We start from the raw sequence: 22,745 nt of genomic DNA on the forward strand, positions 1-22,745 counted from the left end.
AGGAGTTCATACATTGGAACGGTTTAATTTATATAAAACTTTATCACGCTGAAATTTTATCTAAATATTAAAAAAACAATCAAAAAATGTTATAGTGAAATGAGAGCGTATGACATTTTTAGGTAAGGGGGAATCCGGGATGTGGATAACTTCAGAAGTAGAAATTCCAGATGAGTTAATCGATCACCTTGAACAAGGGAAGTTAGTATTATTCGTTGGAGCAGGAGTTTCTATGAAGGGAAAATCAAACTTACCGAATTTCGATGATTTAGTTGATGAAATTTCGAAAGCTTTATATGTCGAAAATCGTGAGATGACAGAACCCCACGATTATTATCTCGGTAAAATTGCGAAAACGAAAGATGTGCATCAAGTTGCAAGAGACCTCGTTAATATAGAAAAATCAAAACCAAATCCATTACACTATGCGATTCCAAGGCTGTTTCCGTTAGATACGGATGTTCGAATTGTAACGACAAACTTTGATCAACATTTTACGTCTGTAATTACAGAAATGAATAGAGAGCTGAATATTTATTATGCACCTGCTTTACCGACAGGGAGAGCGTTTAAAGGGCTGGCTTACATACATGGGAATATAGAACAAGAGAAAGAAGCTTTAATTTTAACGGATGGTGATTTTGGAAGGGCTTACTTAACAGAAGGGTGGGCGAGACGATTTTTAGTTGATTTATTTTCAAATTACACTGTTTTATTCGTTGGGTATAGTCATAATGATCCTGTAATGAAATATTTAGCAACAGGCTTACCACCGAGTACAAGGCGTTATGCTTTCGTCGCACAAGGTGATAATACATATCATTGGGAGCATTTAGGGATAAGACCGATTGTGTATCCGAATAAGGCAAATAATCATCAGGCACTTGTGAAAGCGGTGAAGCGGTGGGCGGAATTAATGGGGGATAATTATATTACGAAAAGAATGCGTATTCGTGATATTGTAACCGTACCTCCATCAGTAGAGCAGGAGCAATTATCCTATATAAAACAGTCAATAAAAAAAATTGAAACCGTTCGGTACTTCGTTGAATTTGCTCGTGATTATGAATGGGTGGAATGGCTTGAAGCAGAAGGGAAACTAAGAAATTTATTTCTGCTTACAGCAAATTATGATGAAGTAGATGAATTGCTTGCGGAATGGTTAGTGGAGCAATTTTTATTTAGTCATCAAAAAGAATTATTTCAATTGATTTTTAAAAATCATTCTAAAATATCCCCGTTATTGTGGCGAACAATTTGTACTTACTTAAACGAAACGAAAGAAGCGATGGACCCTTTGTTGTTTGCAAGATGGACATTGCTTTTATTAGAAACAGCAGAGAAAGATAGTAGCTCTATTGAAATGATCACATATTTATTGCAAAAATGTTCTTTCCCTGAGCATAAAGAAATTGGCTTGTTGCTATTAACATTTATTTTAGACGGGAAACTTAAACTGAAGCGTGTAAGAAGATGGGGAAATGATACGCAAGAGTCGATTGAACTCGAGGAATCGAGTCGTATACCGATGCCTGTTTTTTCTCATGTGGAGCGAATTTGGAAAGAGAAAATGAGACCACATATTACTTACTACGCAAATCCGATTATGGTTACGGGGTTAGAAAAAATACAACTATTGTCATTAAGACAACATGCACTGAAAAAAAGAGATAGAGAAATTTCAGAGCAGGAGTTACAGCAAAATGATTTTACATTTTTAATTCAAATTGTAAAAGAGTGTCTTACATATTTATGTGAAAACAATGAGAAAAAAGCAAATTATTATATTACAGAAATGATAGAAACTGATAGTGTACTTCAAAAGCGAATTGCGATTGAAGCAATGATTAATAATGTATTCGTTACAGCGGATGACAAACTGAAGTGGTTGTTACATGCAGATGTTCTGTTAGATTTCACATGTAAACATGAAGTGTTTCAACTTTTAAAGAATTATTACGCAGATGCTTTAGAGGAAACTAAAGAAGAAGTAATTCAACATGTATTAGAGTATCTTGCAGAAGAGAGGGCGTTTGATGCTTGTCTTGTATTAGACTTACTATTCACGTGTGATTCGAATAATAAGTGTACGGCGGAAGGATACGAGCTAATGAAACAGAAACACCCTCATTTTTCTTCAGATCTATACAGTGTTCCGAAGAAAGAGGCAAATGAACAACGTATTACATGCAATGTAACAGCTGATGGATTACTGCAGCTGAAAGACGATGAAATAATGGAGCAAGTTCGGCAATTTTCAAGAGACGGTGTTTTTGAGCAACGCCATTTTTTAGAGATGTTATCAAAAGCGTGTAAATTGAATGTAGAGTGGAGTATTTCGTTTGCTTACCAACTAGTAGGCGTGCACGAAATTAGTAATGAAGTATGGTTTGTTTGTATTAGAGAGTGGCGAAATAACAGAAATTTGACGAATGAACAAATTCAAAAGATTATACCGTTATTGCAGAAGTTTGTTAGAAATACTGCTTTTCATTGGTTAATTAGTAGTTTTCTATATGAAATTAGTAATCGATTAGAAGAGTTAGATGAAAATAGTATACGGATTGTAAAACGCTTTGCTTTTTCTGTACTTCCACAAGTTATGAGAGGGGAATCGGATTTCAAGATTGGAAAACAAGAGTTTTACAATGAATCTATTCAGCATCCTGTTGGGAAGATGACTGCTGTATTACTAAAACTGTTAGCATATGATCATTTATACGATCGCAACGTGTATGAATATTTATTTTTATTTGAGGAGCAGGTAAGGGTTACTTCGGAAAGAACGAACTTCATGTTTGCTCGTTTAACAGCAGATATTACGTTTTTATACCATATTGAGAAGCAATGGTGTCGAAAAAATGTATTACCTTACTTAGATTTAAAGAAAGAAAGTGAGCTTACGAAATATGCGTGGGCGGGATTATGTTATACGCAAATTAATGTACCTTTGTTTACAGAAATAAGGAGATATATTAAGTATGCGGTAGAACATTTAGATGCACTACATCCATATACGAGAGAAGCATTTTTAAAATGGCTTAGCTTTGTATTTATTAAATGCGTATTATATTGGGAGCAAAAAACAGATTGGTTATATCCACTTTTGATGCAAGAAAACGAAGAGAATAAAATTAAATTTATGCAGTATGTATGCTACTACGTAAAAACGTTAAGTGGTAAGGAACAACAAAAATTTTGGACAGCGTGGCTTAGTGTATTTTTAAGAGAACGTCCGAAAATGGGCGTAATAACAACGAGAGAATATATGATGCTTTTACGTATTGTTTTATGCATGGATGAGGTTTTAGAAAAAGGATTAAATATTATTTCGAGTAAATTTCAAGGTGTGGAAGGACAATGTAATCAAGAAGAAATGAAACAGTTGTTTATAGAGATACTTGAAAAGAAAGAGAGTATGAAAGCGTATAAAGAATTGTATGCAAATGTGTTTTTCACTTTACTTCAGACGTGTCAAGAAGCCGATTTACTTGAAAGTGAGATCATACAAATAAAAGAACTATTAACCAAGTATGGAGTAGAAAGACATGTATTAAATTTAATAGAAAATGAAATAATTCGCATCGGAATCGTAACGGAGAATTTACAAGAGGAATCATAGGGCAGAAATGGAATTTTAAAAAATAAATAAAAAATTGTTGACAGTGTTTTGAAAAACGTTCTATAATACGAATCATACTTATTCAATTTCAAAAACATTTGAATAAACAAAGTGCAATGAAGAGATCACAGTAGTGGTTAGTCTTACTGTAACAGAGAGCTGGTGGTTGGTGTGAACCAGTACAGGGATAATCATGAATTACAGTCTTGGAGCATCTTTTTCATAGTAAAGATAGTATTGTCTTTATGAAGAAAAAGCGGTCAATTGATCGTTAACAGTGAAGAGAGGTAGACGGAAAGTTAGTCTACAACTAGGGTGGTACCGCGATAAATATCGTCCCTACTGATTTATTCAGTAGGGACTTTTTGTATTTTAGTGGTCCAACTTGAAAATAAAATAGTCATGCGTTGAAAGGAAAAGCAGTAGTTGTTGTTTCCCTGTAACAGAGAGCTGGTGGTTGGTGCGAACCAGTACAAAAACAAGAGCGAATTACAGTCCTGGAGCATCTTTTTCGTAGTAAAGATAGTATTGTCTTTATGAAGGGAAAGACGGTCATATTGATCGTTAACAATGAAGAGAGGTAGACGAAAGAAGTCTACAACTAGGGTGGTACCGCGATAAATATCGTCCCTACTGATTTATTCAGTAGGGCTTTTTTGTACAAAAAAAGTGGTTTTTTAACTAGTAGATAGTGTCTTTATGGTAATTATTAGTTTAAAATAAGAAGAGGTATCGATTCCACTTTAAGTTTGTATAATTACCCAGTTCAGAAAATAGAGAATTTTTCATTCTCTTACTATACTTTTAAAACATTAGAGGAGGATTTCCAAATGGCAAATCATGAATTAGATCAATTACGTAAACAGGTAGATGAAATTAACTTACAACTATTACACCTTTTAAACAAACGCGGTGAAATCGTTCAAAAAATTGGAGAGCAAAAACAAGTACAAGGTACGAAACGCTTCGATCCAGTACGTGAGCGTGAAGTGCTTGATATGATCGCAGAGCATAACGAAGGACCATTCGAAACGTCAACGATTCAACATATTTTCAAAACGATTTTCAAAGCAAGCTTAGAATTACAAGAAGATGATAACCGTAAAGCATTACTAGTTTCACGTAAAAAGAAAAAAGAAAATACAATTGTTAATGTTAAAGGTGAATTGATTGGAAACGGAACACAAACGTTCATTATGGGGCCTTGTGCGGTAGAAAGTTTAGAGCAAGTTCGCCAAGTAGGGCAAGCAATGAAAGATCAAGGACTTAAATTAATGCGCGGTGGTGCTTTTAAACCGAGAACATCTCCATACGATTTCCAAGGTCTAGGAGTAGAAGGTTTACAAATTTTACGACAAGTAGCAGATGAGTTCGACTTAGCGATTATTAGTGAAATTTTAAATCCGAATGATGTGGAAATGGCATTAGAATACGTTGATGTAATTCAAGTTGGAGCACGTAACATGCAAAACTTCGATTTACTACGAGCTGTAGGTAAGGTTAATAAGCCAGTATTACTAAAACGTGGATTAGCAGCAACAATTGATGAGTTCATTAACGCAGCGGAATACATTATTGCACAAGGAAATGACCAAATTATTCTTTGTGAGCGCGGTATTCGCACATACGAAAGAGCGACACGTAACACATTAGACATTTCAGCAGTACCGATTTTAAAGAAAGAAACACATTTACCAGTTATCGTTGACGTAACACATTCAACAGGACGTAGAGATTTATTATTACCAACAGCGAAAGCGGCACTTGCAATTGGAGCAGATGCAGTAATGGCAGAAGTACATCCGGACCCAGCAGTTGCGTTATCAGATTCTGCGCAACAAATGGATATTCCAGAATTCCATAGATTCATGGATGAGTTAAAAGGTTTCAAAAATAAATTAGCTTAATTCCATATCATATATGCGCTGAAGAGGAAACAGTAGTGCTTATCTCACTGTTAAAGAGAGCTGATGGTCGGTGTGAATCAGTACAAAGGTAAGCATGAATTACAGCCTTGGAGCATCTTTCCCGCCAACTTTTGAAGGGAAGGACGGTCAAACGATCGTTAAAGAAGAAGAGAGGTAGACGAAAGAAGTCTACAACTAGGGTGGTACCGCGATAAACATCGTCCCTACTGAGCGCTCAGTAGGGACTTTTTTGTACAAAAAAATAATAAAGGGGTAAGAGAAATGAGATACATTACAGCTGGAGAATCACATGGTCCGCAGTTAACAGTTATTTTAGAAGGTATACCAGCAGGTTTAACATTAACAGCGGAACATATTAATAAAGAATTATTAAGAAGACAAAAAGGGCATGGGCGCGGAAGACGCATGCAAATTGAAACAGATACAGTTGAAATTGTAAGTGGTGTACGTCACGGGATGACACTTGGCTCACCGATTACGTTAATCGTAAAAAATGATGATTTCAAACATTGGACGAAAGTAATGGGCGCAGATCCAATTTCAGAGCAAGAAAGTAAAGAAATGAAGCGTACGATTACAAAACCACGTCCAGGACATGCGGATTTAAACGGGGCCATTAAATACGGTCATCGTGATATAAGAAACGTATTAGAACGCTCTTCTGCAAGAGAAACGACAGTTCGTGTAGCTGCTGGTGCAGTTGCGAAACAAATTTTGAAAGAATTAGGCGTGGAAATTGCAGGGCATGTTCTTGAAATTGGTGGGGTACAAGCGAAGCGTATTTCAAACTTACCAATTGAAGAAATTCAAACGATTACTGAAAACTCACCTGTTCGATGTTTAGATAAAGAAGTAGAACAAGAGATGATGGATGCGATTGATGATGCGAAAAGTAGTGGAGATTCAATCGGTGGTATTGTTGAAGTAATTGCAGAAGGTATGCCAATTGGAGTTGGTAGCTATGTTCATTACGACCGTAAATTAGATGCAAAACTTGCCGGGGCTATTATGAGCGTGAATGCGTTTAAAGGTGCTGAAATCGGAATTGGTTTTGAAGCGGCAAGACAGCCGGGAAGTAAAGTGCACGATGAAATTATGTGGGATGAAGAAAAAGGATACACGAGAAAAACGAATAATGCGGGCGGTTTAGAAGGCGGTATGACAACAGGTATGCCAATTGTAGTAAGAGGTGTAATGAAGCCAATTCCTACATTATATAAACCGTTAGCAAGCGTAGATATTGATACGAAAGAAGCGTTCCAAGCGAGTATTGAAAGATCTGATAGCTGCGCAGTACCTGCAGCAGGTGTTGTAGCTGAAGCTGTTGTTGCGTGGGAACTTGCAGATGCACTAGTCGAACAATTCGGAAAAGATCGCATGGAATTACTAAAGCAAAACATTTCGCAACATAACAAATACGCAAAAGAATTTTAATGAAAAGGTGGATTTAACATGCAAGTAAAGGATCAATTATCATCATTACAACCATATAAGCCAGGTAAATCACCAGAACAAATGAAAGAAGTGTATGGAGATCATTCGTTTGTGAAATTAGCATCGAATGAAAATCCGTTTGGCTGTTCACCTCGTGTTTTAGGAGAATTACAAAAATCGTGGCAGGAACATGCATTGTATCCAGATGGCGGAGCTACAACGCTCCGTCAAACGATTGCAGAGAAATTACAAGTGCAAATGGAACAAATACTTTGCGGTAGCGGGCTCGATGAAGTTATTCAAATTATAAGCCGTGCAGTGCTCTGTAAAGGAGATAATATCGTAACTGCTGGCGCGACATTCCCTCAGTACCGTCATCATGCAATTATTGAAGACTGTGAAGTGAAAGAAGTTGCTTTAAATAACGGTGTATATGATCTAGACGAAATTTCTTCAGCAGTTGATGAACATACAAAAATCGTTTGGATTTGTAATCCGAATAATCCGACAGGCACATATGTTAATGAGCGAAAATTGACTCAATTTATTGAAGGTATTAGTGAAAATACGTTAATTGTCATTGATGAAGCGTACTATGAATACGTAACAGCAAAAGATTTTCCAGAGATATTACCACTTCTGGAAAAGCATAAAAACATTCTTGTACTTAGAACATTTTCTAAAGCGTACGGATTAGCTTCTTTCCGCGTCGGATATGCAATTGGACAGGAAGAGTTAATTGAGAAATTAAATGTTGTCCGTTTGCCATTTAACGTATCTTCATTAGCGCAAAAAGCGGCAACGATTGCCTTTAGTGATGAAGCGTTTATTGAGGAAATAGTACGTGTTAATAAAGAGGGATTACAACAGTACGAAAGTTTTTGTACAGAAAATGAAATCCCGTTTTATCCGTCGCAAACGAACTTTATCTTCTTACCAGTAGATGATGCTGGAGAAATTTATGAATCTTGCGCGCACGCTGGTTTTATTATTCGTCCGTTTCCAAATGGCGTGCGCATTACAATTGGAACAAGGGAACAAAATGAGGGAGTGATTTCAGTGTTAAAACAACACTTTGAAAATAAAAAAGGTAAGTCTCGAGATGAGGCAAATGTGTAAAAAGGTAGTATTAATTGGAACAGGATTAATAGGAGGCTCACTTGCATTAGCGATAAAAAAAGAGCACGATGTAACGATTACCGGCTATGACATATTTAAAGAGCAAGTAGAGCGGGCAAAAGAATTACATGTAGTTGATGAAGTAGCAGTAGATTTACAGCGTGCATGTGAGGAGGCAAATTTAATTGTTTTTGCCTCTCCAGTTGAAGAAACGAAAAAGTTATTGCACAAACTTGCATCATTTCATTTACGAGAAGATGTTATTGTTACCGATGTAGGAAGTACGAAAGGGACAATCATGAATGAAGCGGAAGCTTTATTTTCAAAGGAAGTTTCTTTTATCGGCGGACATCCGATGGCAGGTTCTCATAAAACTGGCGTTGAAAGTGCAAAGGCACATTTATTCGAAAATGCATTTTACATTTTAACACCAATGAATCATGTGCCAAATGAACAAGTGGAAGAGCTCAAAGTATGGTTAAAAGGAACAGGATCACATTTTCTCGTTTTAAATACTAAAGAACACGATTATGTAACAGGCATTGTTAGTCATTTTCCTCATCTTATCGCAGCAGGATTAGTAAAACAAGTTGAGAAACATGCAGGGGATAACCCGCTTATTCACCAACTAGCGGCAGGCGGATTTAAAGATATAACGCGTATCGCATCAAGTAGTCCGAAAATGTGGAGTGATATCGTAAAGCAAAATCGCGGACATTTATTGGAACTATTAGAAGAATGGATCTCAGAAATGGAAGAGTTATATAAGACGGTTTCTAAAGGAGATGCAGGTGAAATACAAAACTATTTTGCTGATGCAAAAGAATACCGTGATTCTTTACCAGTGCGAAAGAGGGGCGCAATTCCTGCCTATCACGACTTATACGTCGATGTTTTAGATAAAGTAGGGGCATTAGCTCATATTACGAGTATTTTAGCAGAAGAAGAAATTAGCATTACAAACCTGCAAATATTAGAAGCACGCGAAGGATTACTTGGGGTGCTTAGAATTAGCTTCCAAAGAGAAGAAGATCGCATGAAGGCAAAGCTGGCGCTAGGAAAAGAAGAATACCAAACGTATGAAACAATTTAAAAAGAGGGTGAAAATGTGAAAGTAACTACAATACAACCTGTAACTAGCGGATTGAATGGCGCAATTACAATCCCAGGTGATAAATCAATTTCGCATCGCGCTGTCATGTTTGGCGCAATTGCAGATGGAAAAACAACAATTAAAGGATTTCTTCCTGGTGCGGATTGTTTAAGTACGATTTCTTGTTTTAAAGAAATGGGCGTAGAGATTACGCAAAATGAAGACGAAGTTACGGTAATTGGAAAAGGCTTAGAAGGTTTGCAAGAACCAAAAGCTGTATTAGATGTTGGTAATTCTGGTACAACGATCCGATTAATGTCAGGAATACTTGCAAACACACCATTCTTTTCTTGTGTACAGGGCGATGAGTCTATTGCAAAAAGACCAATGAAACGTGTAACAAATCCATTAAAGCAAATGGGCGCAAAAATTGATGGCCGAGAAGAAGGAACGTTTACGCCGCTAACAATACGCGGAGGAGATTTAAAAGCGATCCAATATGCTTCACCTGTCGCAAGCGCGCAGGTGAAATCAGCTATTTTACTTGCAGGTCTTCGTGCTGAAGGTGTAACAACTGTTACAGAACCTCACGTTTCGCGTGATCATACAGAAAGAATGCTTGAGGCGTTTGGCGTTACAGTAACTCGCGAAGGGAGAACTGTAAAACTAGCTGGTGGACAAAATCTAAAAGGAACAGACGTTCAAGTTCCGGGTGATGTATCATCTGCGGCATTTTTCTTAGTAGCAGGTGCAATTATTCCAAATAGTAAACTACTATTACAAAATGTAGGTATGAACCCAACTCGTACAGGTATTATTGATGTTCTTGAGAAAATGGGGGCTACGTTTACTGGAGAGCCAATTAACGAAGGTACATCAGAACCTGCTGCAAACATTACAATTGAAACATCGTCACTGAAAGGAATCGAAATCGGCGGGGATATTATTCCGAGACTAATCGATGAAATTCCAATTATCGCTTTAGCAGCAACACAAGCAGACGGAATTACAGTCATTAAAGATGCACACGAGCTAAAAGTGAAAGAAACGAATCGTATCGATACAGTCGTTGCTGAACTAACGAAACTAGGAGCTCGCATAGAAGCGACCGACGATGGAATGATTATTTACGGTAAATGTAAGCTAAAAGGAACTACAGTACATAGTCACGGTGATCACCGCATTGGAATGATGCTTGCGATTGCTGGCTGCATTGCTGAAGGAGAAACAACAATTGAAGATGCAGAAGCAGTAGGTGTATCGTATCCTACATTTTTTGAAGAGCTTCAAACGTTAGCTAAATAAATTGATGAGAAGCAGATGCGTAATGTATCTGCTTTTTTATATAAGATAGGTCGATATTCTTTGTCGAAGCGTCTATATAATTTCATTCACCGCACTGAAATATTAAGAATTATGGTACAATTCAAACAAGGAATGGAGGAGAAATATATGAACGTTATACAATTAAAAGAAGATAAGTTCCGAGAAGCATTACGTTTATCAGAATATGCTTTTCAATATAAAGTAAATGAAGAATCGGTAGAGCAGAAAATTACACGAATGAAGGAAAGTCATCAAATATACGGCATTATGGAGGGGGAAGAATTAGCAGCTAAATTACATCTCATTCCGTTTCATATTTACATAGGAAAAGAAAAGTTTAAAATGGGCGGTGTTGCAGGGGTAGCGACGTATCCAGAATTTAGAAGAAGCGGATATGTAAAAGAGTTGCTTCAGCACTCACTTCTAACGATGAAAAAAGATGGATATAGTGTATCGATGTTACATCCATTTGCCGTTTCATTTTACCGCAAATACGGCTGGGAACTTTGTGCGAATCGCCTTACATGTCATATGACGAAGAGCGATTTAGTTATGAAAAAACAAGTGAATGGTACTGTGAAACGATTTAATAAAGAAAATCACCCAGAAGAGGTCGAGAAGATCTATGAAACATTTGCAGAACGTTTTTCTGGTATGTTAGTTCGAGGGTCTAAATGGTGGCTACAAGCGGTATATCATGAATTAACATTGGCTGTTTACTATGATGAAAATAAAAATGCGGCGGGTTACATTTTATATAAAATTGAGAACTCTAAAATGACAGTAGAAGAATTTGTTCCACTGCATAATGAAGCGAGAAATGGCCTTTGGAATTTCATTTGCCAACATGATTCTATGATAAAAGATCTTGAAATGATACTAAGTGAAACAGAGCCACTTCTTTACACATTACAAGAACCACGAGTAAAAGCAGAAGTAACTCCATATTTCATGGGAAGAATTGTAGATGTAGAACAGTTCTTCAAACAATATGAATGGAATAGGAACAACGAAGAGCAAGAAGTGATTTTACATATTACAGATTCATTTGCTCCGTGGAATAACGTATCAGTGAGACTTGCAAATCATGAAATAACAATTATGAAAGAAGAAACAATAGATAAAGGAATTAGGCTGGATATTAATGCGCTATCTACAATAATGTTTGGCTACAAGCGCCCATTAGAACTAAATGAACTGGAATTAATTAGTGGAAGCGAAGAGGAGATACGAGTATTTGAAAATGTAGTACCGGTGCGTGAAGCATTTATATATGATTTCTTTTAATTTGGAAATATGAAATCGAGCTGTCTCCAAAAGAAATTTTGGTACAGCTTTCTCTAATCGTTGTCAGTTTTTGTCGGTGAGTCGATATATCTTGAAAATCGCTGATATAATTGTATTCACAATCATGGGATATAAAAATGCTACATTACTTTGTCGCACACTTGACTTTTAACCCATGTAATTTATAATTAAAAACGGAATGAATTTTCATTCCTGGAAATTGAGGTGGGAAAAGTGGCTAAAAATAAACAAGAGGATATTTTTGATGCTGCGATGCAACTTTTCGCAGAGCGAGGTTACGATGGTACGACGATTCCGATGATCGCTGAAAAAGCTAATGTCGGCGCTGGTACTATTTATCGCTATTTTGAAAATAAAGAGGCACTCGTTAACTCATTATTTTCAGAAAGTATGTTACAACTATCTGAAACAATAAAAACAGATTTTCCTGTTGAAGCAAATATTCGTGAACAATTTAGTCATACGTATAATCGTTTATTTGAATTTGCGAGAAACAATGTGGATGCTTTTCTTTTTACAAATTCTCACTGTGATAGTTATTTTCTTGATGAACAGAGTAAGAAAATATTTGACGACTTTATAGGATTCTTTATGAATATTATAGAGGGTGGGATTGAAAAAGGCCTTCTTCGTCCATTACCTCCAGTTGCTTTAATTATTATTGTATATCAGCCGCTTGAAAAATTAACAAAAGTAATGGCGACAGGGCAATTAGAATACTCAAAAGAATTAGTAAAAGAATTGGAAGAAAGCTCTTGGAATGCTATTAGAATCATTTGATTCTATAGCTTTATAAGGATAGGAATGAACATTCATTCCTAAATGGATATGAAAATAGGAGATGATATGTTTGTATAGCTAAAGGAATGAATATTCATTCTGGTAAGAGTAGTTTAATAGCGTTTATAAAATAATTTAATAGGAATGAACGTTCATTCCAAAATGATAGTTTTCAAATAATAGGAATGAATATTCATTCCGAAGGAAACATAAACCTCTAAAAGTGGGAGATGATTAATATGAGTAAGTTAAAAAATTGGAGAAGTTTATCTTTTCTATTATGGATAGTTATTACTATTACAATGGTCGTAACGATGCCTAATATGGATAAATTAGTGAAAGAAAAAGGGCGAATTACGATTCCTAATACAGAACAAAGCAGTATTGCTGACAAAATGATAAAAGAGATGGATAAAGAAGGGGCTCAAAAGTATGAAATTATAGCCGTTTTTAATAGTGGAGATAAAAACGCTTTAACGAAGGAACAAAAAGAGGAAATAACAAAAACAATCAACGCTTTACAAAATGAAAAAGAGCAATTGGGAATTAAGGAAGTAGTTTCACATTTAGATAATAAAGATCTTGAGAAACAATTAGTTTCTCAAGATAATACGACTATTTTAACGCAAATATCGGTAGACAAAAAACATGGTGAAATATCAAAAGTTGCAAATGTACTTCATAATAAAATTAAACCGAAAGGAGTTAAAACGTACTTAACAGGAAGTGATTTAATAGCGGGTGATTTTCTTACATCCTCTCAAGAGGGAGTGAAAAAGACAGAAGTTATTTCAATCATTTTCATTCTTGTAGTATTAATCATTGTATTCCGTTCACCAGTTGTTCCGATTGTTTCTCTTCTTACAGTTGGTGTATCGTATTTAGTCTCAATGGGGATTATTTCTCATCTTGTAGATCAATTTAATTTTCCGTTTTCTAACTTTACGCAAGTATTTGTAGTTGTCGTACTGTTTGGGGTGGGAACAGACTATAATATTTTATTATATACGAGATTTAAAGAAGAATTAAGTCAACAAGAAAATGCATATTTAGCTACGAAAGAGACATTTAAATCGGCAGGGAAAACCATTTTATATAGCGGGATAGCAGTGCTCATTGGTTTTGCATCACTTGCTTTAGCGAGTTTTAATTTATATCAATCTACTTCAGCAGTAGCGATTGGCGTCGCAGTATTACTACTCGTATTAATCACTTTAAATCCATTTTTCATGGTGTTATTAGGAAAAGGAATGTTTTATCCAGTAAAAACATTTAAAGGTCATGAGGATAGTCGTTTATGGGGGTTCTTTGCGAAAAACTCAGTAGCAAGACCATTTATAGCTTTAATCATTGTATTTGTGATATCGATTCCCTTTGTATTAAAATACTCTAACACGCTGAATTACAATGATTTATTTGAAGTGGATAATAAATATGAATCAAAGATGGGAATTAACGTAATAGAAGAACATTTTCCACCTGGTTTTTCTTCACCAAGTACGTTAGTCATTCAATCGGATAATAAATTAGATGAGGCGACTTCTCTTCAAACTTTAGATGAACTAACTGATAAAATTTCAAAAGTTAAAGGAGTTTCAGAAGTATATTCACCGACGCGTCCAACTGGTGATAAGATAAAAGAATTGTATTTAAATAAACAAGCGGGAGAGTTAAATACAGGCTTAGGTGATGCCAATGGTGGTATAAAGGAAATTAATGAAGGATTAACTGATGCGAAAGACAAAATGGGTAGTAATGACTCAAATAGTCTCGCAAATGTTCAAAAGTTAATTGATGGAACGAACGAGGCGAAAAATGGAGTATCAGCATTAGGAACGGCCTTAAATCAATTATCGAATGGGATAAATGATGGAGCGCAAGGCGCGCAACAAATTGAGAGTGGGTTAGTTTCATTAAACGAAAATGTTAATGTGTTATCCAATGCAACTTCACAGCTTCATGCTGGCTATGCACAGCTAGAAAAAGGTTTAAGTTCTTACGATCAATACTTCGGAAATATTAATCAAGCGATTGATGGTGCGAAGAAAGGATACGAACAAATTGAAACGTTAATGACCAATTTCATTCAAACGAAACCAGAATTAGCAAATGACCCGAACATACAGCAAACATTAGGAATTGCTAAAGAAGCCCAAAAACAATTAACTGGACTTTCAAAAGAATTAAATCAATTGGCGGTGCAGCATAAAGCAGCGATGAATTCATTTAAAGAAGCGAATCAATCGTTACTGAAAGTAGATAACGGTTTAAAAGAAATGAACAATGGAGTTACCAAGTTACAAAAAGGAGCTGCTGAGCTGAACAAAGGATTGAGCGAAGGGGCTACAGGTTCAAAACAAATTGCGAACAAATCAACTGAGTTACAATCCGGATTAACGAAAATAAACGATGGGCAAGGACAGTTATTAACTGGACTGAAAGAACTGCAAGAAAAGATGGGACAATTACAATCAGGCTTATCTAAAAGTACAGAAGGGCTTGGAAAGGTAAGTAACGGCCTAGGGGATGCTCAGAAATATTTAGGCGAGCTTAATGAATCAAAAAGCTCTGAGAAATTTTATATTCCAAAAGAAGTTTTAGCGGGAGAAGATTTCCAAAAAGCATTGAATACGTACATGTCACATGATAGAAAAATTGCTAAAATGACAATTATTTTAGACGTAAATCCGTATTCAAAAGAAGCGATGCCAATCATACAAGAGATTAATAAAACGATAGATGGTACGTTAAATGGTACAGAATTAAAATCGGTGAAAAAAGCGATTGGCGGGACAACAGCTAGAAACGTTGATTTAAAAGAAGTAACCGGGCAAGATTTCTTACGTACTGCGACAATAATGTTAATTGGAATTGCGATTGTATTACTCGTTATTACACGTTCATTTTTACATTCAATCTTTATTATTGGATCATTACTATTAGCTTACTTTGCTTCACTTGGTATAAGTGAACAAATTAGTGCACACTTATTAAACGTAGAGTCATTAAGCTGGAATGTTCCATTCTTTAGCTTTATAATGATTGTCGCTTTAGGCGTGGATTATAGCATTTTCGTAATGATGCGATACAATGAGCTAGAAGGGGATTCAGTAACGAAAATTGTAAATGCATCTCGTCACATAGGAGGAGTCGTATTATCAGCGGCACTTATTTTAGGCGGGACATTTGCAGCGTTAATTCCTTCAGGTGTATTAACGCTAATACAAGTGGCATTAGTTGTTGGCATTGCCCTTATACTACTAGCTTTAATTGTTATGCCAATTTTATTACCAGCTTTAATAGGGTTAACGAGTAAAATACAAAGTTATAAAAAGAAAATAATTGATACGAAGTAATAAAAAAACAGAGTGAAGAACGTTTGCGAATAAACGGAAAAACACTTTCTAATATATGGTGAAATATAGTTAGGGAGATGCGGAAAATATCCACGCTCTTTTTTTGCAGTAGGAGGGGTTTATGGGTAACAACCAGATCATTCGTTTATTGTATGGTATTTTAAGTTTTGTTGGGGCAATTATATTCTTGAGGTTGTGTGAATATCTTTTTGATATTAATTTGTATAACGAAATGACCGATTCATTTATATTCTCTTTTTTTAAATACATAATATCCTAATGGAATATCGTGTGTTTCCGTTTGTTTCGAGTATTGTTACTAGTTATGTATACCGAAAAAAATTCATTACTAGCACCAATTTTTATTCACTGTGTATGGAATTTAACTAGTATTAGGTAAATACCATTTCTTTAAAACGCTGTATTAGCTAGTAAATCAATATAATAACCACACTATAAAAGTAATCAATCGTTGCTATTCATCCAGCTTCTACTATATAATAGCTATAGTCTACAATAATTGAGTCGTAATATGCGATTTTTTAGGACAATCGGTGAGAAAACGCTGAAATAAGCGGTATTAGTAGGAGGACACAAATGATTACAGTAAGTAACGTTAGTTTGCGTTTCGCAGATCGCAAATTATTTGAAGATGTTAACATAAAATTCACGCCAGGTAATTGCTACGGTTTAATCGGAGCAAACGGTGCTGGTAAATCAACATTTCTAAAGATTTTATCTGGAGAAATTGACCAATCAACAGGTGACATACATATTACGCCAGGTGAGCGTCTAGCTGTATTAAAACAGAATCACTTCGAATATGAAGAGTTCCCGGCACTAGAAACAGTAATGATGGGTCACACACGTCTTTATAAAGTAATGCAAGAGAAAAATGCAATTTACATGAAAGAAGACTTTAGTGATGAAGATGGCATGCGTGCTGCAGAACTTGAAGGTGAGTTCGCTGAGCTAAACGGTTGGGAAGCAGAGTCTGAAGCAGCAATCCTTCTAAAAGGATTAGGTATCGGCGAAGATGTTCATGATAAAAAGATGTCTGAATTAACTGGGGCAGAGAAAGTAAAAGTATTACTTGCTCAAGCTTTATTCGGTCAACCTGACATTCTATTACTAGATGAGCCTACCAACCATTTGGACTTAAAAGCGATTCAATGGTTAGAAAACTTCTTAATGAACTTTGAAAATACAGTTATCGTTGTATCCCATGACCGTCACTTCTTAAATAAAGTATGTACGCACATGGCTGACCTTGATTTCGGTAAAATTCAATTATACGTTGGTAACTATGACTTTTGGTATGAGTCAAGCCAATTAGCATTAAAACTAACGCAAGATTCTAACAAGAAAAAAGAAGAGAAAGTAAAAGAGTTACAAAACTTTATTGCACGCTTTAGCTCAAATGCATCTAAAGCGAAACAGGCAACTTCTCGTAAAAAATTGTTAGATAAAATTACATTAGATGATATTAGACCATCATCACGTCGTTATCCGTTCGTTGGTTTCACACCAGAACGTGAAGTAGGAAATGACCTATTAACAGTTGAAGGTATTTCGAAAACGATTGATGGCGAAAAAATATTAGATAATGTGAACTTCACTTTAAATAAAGGTGATAAAGTTGCATTTATCGGACGTAACGATATTGCGATGACAACATTATTTAAAATTCTTATGGGTGAAATGGAGCCAGATAGCGGTTCATTCAAATGGGGTGTAACAACATCTCAAGCTCATTTCCCAAGAGATAACTCTGAGTACTTCGAGAACAGTGATTACACTTTAATTGATTGGTTACGTCAGTTCTCTCCACAAGATGAATCAGAAAGTTTCTTACGTGGTTTCTTAGGCCGTATGCTATTCTCTGGTGAAGAAGTAAAGAAAAACGTTTCTGTTTTATCTGGAGGAGAAAAAGTTCGCTGTATGTTATCTAAAATGATGTTAAGCGGTGCAAACGTATTAACACTTGATGATCCGACGAACCATTTAGACCTTGAGTCTATTACAGCATTAAACAACGGTTTAATCACATTTAAAGGAACATTACTATTCACTTCTCATGACCATCAGTTCGTACAAACAATTGCAAACCGTATTATCGAAGTAACGCCAAACGGTGTAGTTGATAAGGTAGCAACGTATGATGAGTTCTTAGAAAGTGGAGAACTTCAAAAACAAGTCGATGCAATGTACAAAGGTCAATAATAAATGATTAAAACCCTCGCTTTCTTTTATGAGAGCGAGGGTTTTGTGTATTTTACTTCAAATAAAAAAATCTTCATTTTTATTTGAAGTGGGGAGTATGCAAATGAATAATTATTCAAAAATAATATTAACGATGGTAAGGGATTTTGATGTTGCTCCTGAAGAAATTTTTGAAGCATGGATAAACCCTGAAATGATGAAGAAATGGTTTTTTACATTGGAAGGAACAAATAAAGTAGCGAAAAATACGCTTGAAGTAGGAGGAAGTTGGGAAATTGTTGACCATCGCGATGGGAATGATTATCGAGCTATAGGAGAATACATTGAAATTGACCAACCTAAAAAATTGGTGTTTACTTTCAAAATGCCACAATTTAGCGAATTAGAAGATATAATTACAGTTGAGATAAAAGATCGTCAACAAGGATCTGAAATGATATTTTCACAAAATATTATCGTTCCTCATGAAGAAGATTGGACAGAACTTCATATTGAAAAAGCGCTTAAAGAGCATCATGACGGGTCTGAGCATGGTTGGAATTTAATGTTTATCGGGTTAAAGGAATTAGTTGAAACTGGGGAAGTTAGTTACAAAGGATAGATTGTAGGAAAAGAGTAGTTTGAGAAATTACTTCAAACTACTCTTTTTCTTATGTGAAATATGTACCAAAATTGGAGATAGATTAGTTTGCAAATGAGGAACTAAAGGATTATAGTTTGTGGAGTCATAATTAGTGGATGAGCCTTGGGAAAAAACAGGAAATGTTACAAATGTATTTTGTTAAATAGAAACCAAGGTCAAAATGTTTAAAAAGAAATAGTTGAATAAATAAAAGCTACAAATTATAATTACTAATATTCTTCATATAGTTAAACAAATAAAATCTATCTGAAGAAGAAAAATCAAATAGAGAGACAGACTTATATAAAATAAGCCTTGGATGATCAAAAGAGGTGGAGAGATGCAACAATTTTTATTAAAGAGTAAACGAGTATTAAGTAATCATTTTGGATTTTTCGTATTTGCGGTTATTTTACTTTGGTTAAAAACATATGCAGCATATGTGACAGAATTTAATTTAGGGATATCGAACACAATCCAAAAGTTCTTACTGTTTTTCAACCCGTTAAGCTCAGCAGTTCTATTTTTAGGACTCGCATTATTCGCAAAAGGGAAACGAGCTTACATTTGGTTAATTATTATTAATTTGCTAATGTCTATACTTTTATACGCAAACGTAGTATATTATCGCTTTTTCAGTGACTTTATTACGTTCCCGACATTAACACAATCGAATAACTTTGGAGATTTAGGTGGTAGTATTTTTGCATTGCTACACTTATATGATCCACTATATTTCTTAGATACAATCATTTTAATTGTTTTAGTCGCAACGAAATTTGTAAATCCTAAACCAATCCGTGTTGCGAAGCATAAATTATCTCTAGTATTTGTAGCAGGTATTTTATTCTTTAGCGTTAACTTAGGTCTGGCAGAATCTGACCGTCCTGAATTGTTAACAAGAACATTTGACCGCAATTATATCGTGAAATATTTAGGGGCCTACAACTTTACGATTTATGATGGTATTCAAAGTGCGAAAGCATCAACAGAACGAGCATTAGCGGATGGAGATAATATGACAGAAGTTAGAAACTATCTTACATCAACTTATGCAAGTCCAAATCCTGAGTATTTCGGTAAAGGAAAAGGAATGAACGTAATTTATATTCATTTAGAGTCATTCCAAAACTTTTTACTAAACTACAAGCTAAATGGCCAAGAAGTTACACCATTCTTAAACTCATTTACAAAAGATGCGAATACGTTATACTTTGATAACTTCTTCCATCAAACAGGACAGGGTAAAACATCTGATGCGGAGTTCATGTTAGAGAATTCAATGTTTGGATTACCACAAGGATCTGTTTTTACAAATAAAGCTCATAACACGTATCAATCAGCACCAGCTATTTTAGGTCAACAAGGATACACATCAGCAGTGTTCCACGGTAACTATAAAACGTTCTGGAACCGTGATGAAATTTATAAATCATTTGGTTTTAATAAATTCTTTGATGCGTCATACTATGATATGAACGAAAAAGATGTAGTAAACTATGGCTTAAAAGATAAACCGTTCTTTAATGAATCAATTCCGTTATTACAAACGTTAAAACAACCGTTCTATTCGAAGTTCATTACGTTATCGAACCATTTCCCTTATCCTATCGATAAGGCAGAAGCAACGATTGAACCAGCGAAAACAGGTGATTCATCAGTAGATACGTACTTCCAAACAGCACGCTATTTAGATGAATCTGTAAAAGGATTCATTGATTACTTGAAACAATCTGGTTTATACGATAACTCAATTATCGTTATGTACGGTGACCATTACGGTATTTCAGATAATCATAGTGCAGCAATGTCTCAAATAATGGGTAAAGAAATGAACTCATTTGAAAATGCTCAATTACAACGTGTACCATTAATCATTCGCGTACCAGGAATGGAAGGCGGCGTACAACATCAATACGGCGGAGAAATTGACGTTCTACCAACTTTATTACACTTACTAGGTACAGATACGAAAAATTATGTCCAATTCGGATCAGATTTATTATCACCAGAGCATAAACAAGTCGTTCCGTTCCGTAACGGTAACTACGTAAGTCCAACAGTTACTGCACTTAATGGCAAATATTATGATACAACGACTGGGAAACCTGTAGAATTTACAGATGAAATAAAACAAAATGAACAAATGGTTCAAAAATCACTAAAATACTCCGACCAAGTTGTTAACGGTGACTTATTACGATTCTACACACCAGAAGGATTTACACCGGTAGAACCTTCTAAATATAACTATAACAATCGTGATAAAGATAAAACGAAGGTGAAGACGACTGAAGACGGGGAAACGAAATAAATAATAAAAAATCCTACTCGTATAGAAAACGAGTAGGATTTTTTGTTTTAAGATTTACTTTCGGATTTTTGGAGTGCTACTTTTTTAGGCATAAAACATGCAATAATCAAAGCTACAAAGGATAAGACTAACATAAATACGTAGGCATCACTTGAGCTGAAGATAGAAGCTAATTTCGTTACTTGCATAGCTGATATGCTTCCATTCTCACTAGATAACTGTGAAGTATGTGAAGTGGATTGAATCGTATACACAGTGATAATAACTGCTGTTCCAATAGCACCTGCTAATTGTCGTACGGTATTATTCACTGCGGAACCATGTGAACCAAGTTCTCTTGGTAAAGCGTTTAAACCTGCTGTATTTAAAGGCATCGAAATGAAACTTAGTCCAATGCGTAGAATAATGGTACGAACCATTAAATACATATAAGTGGTGGATTCGGTCAAATCAATTACACCCCACATTGATATAATGATACATATTAAACCTGTAATAAAGAGTGGTTTTGCCCCGTATTTATCAAACATTTTACCTGTGATAGGTGATAAGAAGGCATTAATTACAGCGCCAGGTAATAGAAGTAAACCTGATTCAAAAGCAGTAAAACCTCGTCCATTTTGCAAGTAAATCGGTAAAAGAATTAAATCAGCATACATAATCATCGTAATGAGTATGTTAATGACTGATGTAAGAGTGAAAATTTTATATTTAAATACGGATAAATTTAATAGTGGATCGCTAGACTTTATTTGACGTAAACAGAATAGAGTTGTAACGATTATTCCGATGATAATTGTAGTAATAACAACTGGATGATCCCATCCTTTGCTTCCTGCACTACTAAATCCGAATATAATACAACCAAAGCCAATCGTTGATAAAATGACACTTACGATGTCCAATTTTGCTTTTGTTGTCTCAGCAACATTCATTAAATATTTTAGTGCGAGAATAATAACGATTAATACAAAGGGAGCCAATCCAATAAATAACCATCTCCATGATACATATTCAATAATAAAGCCAGATAATGTTGGAGCGATGGCTGGCGCAAAAATTATGGCGAAACCGATGGTTCCCATAATACTGCCACGCTTTTCACTAGGGTATAAATATAAAATAACGGTCATCATTAGTGGCATAATAATTCCTGCGCCAACTGCTTGAATCATTCTTCCTGTTAACAAAGTGCCAAAATTCATGGCACATGCACAGAGAACAGTACCAATAAACAAAGAGAGCATCGAGCTAATAAATAGCTGCCTTGTAGTAAATCGTTTCATTAAAAATGCAGTAATTGGAACTAGAACGCCATTTATGAGCATAAAGCCTGTTGATAGCCATTGCACTGTAGCAGCCGTAACATCAAATACTTCCATTAAATTACTCATCGCTACATTTAATAGTGTCTGATTTAATGTTGATAAAAAACAGCCGGCAATGAGCACAACTAATATAATTTTTTTATTTCTTTCTGATAATTCCTTTTGCATTGGTAAACTCCTTCATTGTTTTCTTGATTTATCGACAATGTGTCGATAAAATTAATGGTAACAAAATAAATTTTCTTTGACCATGAACAGTTTTGTTGAAAATGTTCACTACTCGACATAGAAG

General features: G+C 35.3%; 13 protein-coding genes and 3 other annotated features. Of the genes, 12 read left to right on the forward strand and 1 reads right to left on the reverse strand.

The features are described from left to right. Positions 1 to 109: 109 nt before the first annotated feature. The 12 genes from ACE38F_RS13910 to ACE38F_RS13965 all read left to right on the forward strand — a co-directional run bounded on the left by ACE38F_RS13910 (position 110) and on the right by ACE38F_RS13965 (position 21,125). Positions 110 to 3,622 carry a DUF4020 domain-containing protein gene (locus tag ACE38F_RS13910; protein ID WP_375368859.1) on the forward strand — a complete coding sequence of 1,171 codons (3,513 nt, stop codon included), beginning with the start codon at positions 110 to 112 and terminating at the stop codon, positions 3,620 to 3,622. A gap of 107 nt (positions 3,623 to 3,729) precedes the next feature. Continuing rightward, positions 3,730 to 3,966: a binding site (T-box leader), on the forward strand. A gap of 54 nt (positions 3,967 to 4,020) precedes the next feature. Then, positions 4,021 to 4,257: a binding site (T-box leader), on the forward strand. A 195-nt stretch (positions 4,258 to 4,452) separates the two neighbouring features. After that, on the forward strand, positions 4,453 to 5,529 hold the full coding sequence (locus ACE38F_RS13915) for a bifunctional 3-deoxy-7-phosphoheptulonate synthase/chorismate mutase (RefSeq protein WP_341306484.1): 1,077 nt from the start codon (positions 4,453 to 4,455) through the stop codon (positions 5,527 to 5,529). A 9-nt stretch (positions 5,530 to 5,538) separates the two neighbouring features. After that, positions 5,539 to 5,758: a binding site (T-box leader), on the forward strand. Between the two features lie 53 nt (positions 5,759 to 5,811). After that, entirely contained in the window at positions 5,812 to 6,984 is a 1,173-nt protein-coding gene (gene aroC, locus ACE38F_RS13920; RefSeq protein WP_375368860.1) for a chorismate synthase, read from the forward strand. 18 nt (positions 6,985 to 7,002) lie between these two features. Then, a complete protein-coding gene (hisC, locus tag ACE38F_RS13925) occupies positions 7,003 to 8,103 on the forward strand; it encodes a histidinol-phosphate transaminase (protein WP_375368861.1) in 1,101 nt (366 codons plus the stop codon). Then, positions 8,096 to 9,196 carry a prephenate dehydrogenase gene (gene tyrA, locus ACE38F_RS13930; RefSeq protein WP_215553411.1) on the forward strand — a complete coding sequence of 367 codons (1,101 nt, stop codon included), beginning with the start codon at positions 8,096 to 8,098 and terminating at the stop codon, positions 9,194 to 9,196. Before hisC ends, tyrA begins: the two co-directional genes overlap by 8 nt. 15 nt (positions 9,197 to 9,211) lie before the next feature. Beyond that, positions 9,212 to 10,501, forward strand: a complete 1,290-nt coding sequence (gene aroA / locus ACE38F_RS13935) for a 3-phosphoshikimate 1-carboxyvinyltransferase (RefSeq protein WP_375368862.1) — start codon at positions 9,212 to 9,214, stop codon at positions 10,499 to 10,501. A 147-nt stretch (positions 10,502 to 10,648) separates the two neighbouring features. Then, positions 10,649 to 11,809, forward strand: coding sequence for a GNAT family N-acetyltransferase (locus tag ACE38F_RS13940; RefSeq protein ID WP_375368863.1), 1,161 nt, complete (start codon positions 10,649 to 10,651; stop codon positions 11,807 to 11,809). A 234-nt stretch (positions 11,810 to 12,043) separates the two neighbouring features. Then, on the forward strand, positions 12,044 to 12,610 hold the full coding sequence (locus ACE38F_RS13945) for a TetR/AcrR family transcriptional regulator (RefSeq protein WP_016105167.1): 567 nt from the start codon (positions 12,044 to 12,046) through the stop codon (positions 12,608 to 12,610). A 239-nt stretch (positions 12,611 to 12,849) separates the two neighbouring features. Then, the gene (locus ACE38F_RS13950) at positions 12,850 to 15,966 is read left to right on the forward strand and encodes an MMPL family transporter (protein WP_375368864.1); all 3,117 of its coding nucleotides are present in this window, start codon (positions 12,850 to 12,852) and stop codon (positions 15,964 to 15,966) included. Positions 15,967 to 16,563: 597 nt separating this feature from the next. Beyond that, entirely contained in the window at positions 16,564 to 18,189 is a 1,626-nt protein-coding gene (locus ACE38F_RS13955; protein WP_215553407.1) for an ABC-F family ATP-binding cassette domain-containing protein, read from the forward strand. 103 nt (positions 18,190 to 18,292) lie between these two features. Continuing rightward, entirely contained in the window at positions 18,293 to 18,790 is a 498-nt protein-coding gene (locus ACE38F_RS13960) for an SRPBCC family protein (RefSeq protein ID WP_215553406.1), read from the forward strand. A 361-nt stretch (positions 18,791 to 19,151) separates the two neighbouring features. Continuing rightward, positions 19,152 to 21,125 (forward strand): LTA synthase family protein, encoded by a 1,974-nt coding sequence (locus tag ACE38F_RS13965; protein WP_375368865.1) that lies wholly within the window; start codon positions 19,152 to 19,154, stop codon positions 21,123 to 21,125. Between the two features lie 47 nt (positions 21,126 to 21,172). On the opposite strand, the gene ACE38F_RS13970 is transcribed toward ACE38F_RS13965, so the two are convergent. Further along, entirely contained in the window at positions 21,173 to 22,621 is a 1,449-nt protein-coding gene (locus ACE38F_RS13970) for a DHA2 family efflux MFS transporter permease subunit (protein WP_375368866.1), read from the reverse strand. Positions 22,622 to 22,745 lie beyond the last annotated feature (124 nt).

It is taken from the genome of Bacillus altaicus (assembly GCF_042136375.2).
GTDB classification, from domain to species: domain Bacteria; phylum Bacillota; class Bacilli; order Bacillales; family Bacillaceae_G; genus Bacillus_A; species Bacillus_A cereus_U.

Coding starts and splice junctions, on each gene's coding strand:
- ACE38F_RS13910 (WP_375368859.1), top strand. CDS start 110: ATGACATTTTTAGGTAAGGGGGAATCCGGGATGTGGATAACTTCAGAA.
- ACE38F_RS13915 (WP_341306484.1), top strand. CDS start 4,453: ATGGCAAATCATGAATTAGATCAATTACGTAAACAGGTAGATGAAATT.
- aroC (WP_375368860.1), top strand. CDS start 5,812: ATGAGATACATTACAGCTGGAGAATCACATGGTCCGCAGTTAACAGTT.
- hisC (WP_375368861.1), top strand. CDS start 7,003: ATGCAAGTAAAGGATCAATTATCATCATTACAACCATATAAGCCAGGT.
- tyrA (WP_215553411.1), top strand. CDS start 8,096: ATGTGTAAAAAGGTAGTATTAATTGGAACAGGATTAATAGGAGGCTCA.
- ACE38F_RS13940 (WP_375368863.1), top strand. CDS start 10,649: ATGAACGTTATACAATTAAAAGAAGATAAGTTCCGAGAAGCATTACGT.
- ACE38F_RS13950 (WP_375368864.1), top strand. CDS start 12,850: ATGAGTAAGTTAAAAAATTGGAGAAGTTTATCTTTTCTATTATGGATA.
- ACE38F_RS13955 (WP_215553407.1), top strand. CDS start 16,564: ATGATTACAGTAAGTAACGTTAGTTTGCGTTTCGCAGATCGCAAATTA.
- ACE38F_RS13960 (WP_215553406.1), top strand. CDS start 18,293: ATGAATAATTATTCAAAAATAATATTAACGATGGTAAGGGATTTTGAT.
- ACE38F_RS13965 (WP_375368865.1), top strand. CDS start 19,152: ATGCAACAATTTTTATTAAAGAGTAAACGAGTATTAAGTAATCATTTT.
- ACE38F_RS13970 (WP_375368866.1), bottom strand. CDS start 22,621: ATGCAAAAGGAATTATCAGAAAGAAATAAAAAAATTATATTAGTTGTG.